Genomic DNA, 1,195 nt, shown 5'->3' on the forward strand with positions numbered 1-1,195 from the left:
ACTACTACATAGACGAATTGCAGGCACTTGGCGACATTCCACCCAGCTTACAGAACTACATTGACTATGAAGCCTACTCGTACATGGGTTACAAAGACAATCGCTGAAACAGACAGCGACGGGACAACTCATTACATCACAAAATTAGCGGACACATACAAAGTATCTGGCGACAGCTTCTATATGCAGGACGGCAAGGCGGTTCTTCCACTTGGAACGCTAACCGTTGAGGAAACGAAAGCTCCAAACGGCTACTTGTTAGAGGGTGCATATATGCAGTCTGGCGATAAGTCCGAACAGATTAAGGGCTTATATGTAACACAGATTACCGAGGACGGCGACCTTGCCGTATTATCTGGAAGTAACCAGTTTTCCGTATCAGACAAGGTTATCCGTGGCGGTGTCAAAATTCAGAAACGAGATTTAGAAACGGGCGATACAAAGCCACAAGGAAGTGCCACTCTGAAAGATACTGTCTTTGACATCATTTCCTTAAATGATAATTCTGTTTTGGTTGAGGGCAAGCTATATAAGAAAAATGAAGTCGTAAAAACTATTCGTACAGATATTGAGGGTATCGCTTCTACTTCTTCTGACCTCTTACCTTATGGAAAATTCCGTATTGTTGAGAGTGAAGCTCCCGACGGTTACTTAACTGACGGTGCAAAACCGATTGATTTTACAATCACAGAAAATGGAAAAATCGTGGACTTAACCGACGAAGCTCATTCTATCTACAATCAGATTAAGCGTGGAGATATTGAGGGTGTAAAAATCGGTGCAGGCACACACAAGCGTCTTGCTGATGTTCCCTTTCGGATCACAAGCAAGACGACGGGCGAAAATCATGTTGTGGTAACTGATGATAACGGGCAGTTTTCCACTTCTGCTGACTGGGCTTCTCATAAGCACAATACAAACGCAGGCAAGACCAGTGAGGACGGTGTGTGGTTTGGGACTTCTGAACCAGACGACAGCAAGGGGGCATTACCTTATGATACCTATATCATTGAAGAAATGCGTTGTGATAGTAACAAAGGCTTTGAACTTATCCCACCTTTTGAAATCGTGGTATCAAGAAATAACCTTGTGATTGATTTAGGGACGCTGACTGATGAATACGAAAAAGAAATCTCTATCCATACCACAGCGACCAGCAAGGACGGCGAAAAGACTATCCTTGCAGGAAAAGAGG

At 43.7% G+C, this 1,195-nt stretch carries 2 pseudogenes; both read left to right on the plus strand.

What is annotated here, in order from left to right:
* A pseudogene (locus I4V84_RS20095) lies at window positions 1–77 on the plus strand (antirestriction protein ArdA); the annotation flags it as partial.
* Window positions 76–1,195 (plus strand): annotated as a pseudogene (locus I4V84_RS19530) (SrtB-anchored collagen-binding adhesin); the annotation flags it as partial. The pseudogenes I4V84_RS20095 and I4V84_RS19530, both read left to right, overlap by 2 nt.

The organism is Ruminococcus sp. 1001713B170207_170306_F1 (genome assembly GCF_015668065.1).
Classification (GTDB): Bacteria; Bacillota; Clostridia; order Lachnospirales; family Lachnospiraceae; genus Blautia_A; species Blautia_A faecis.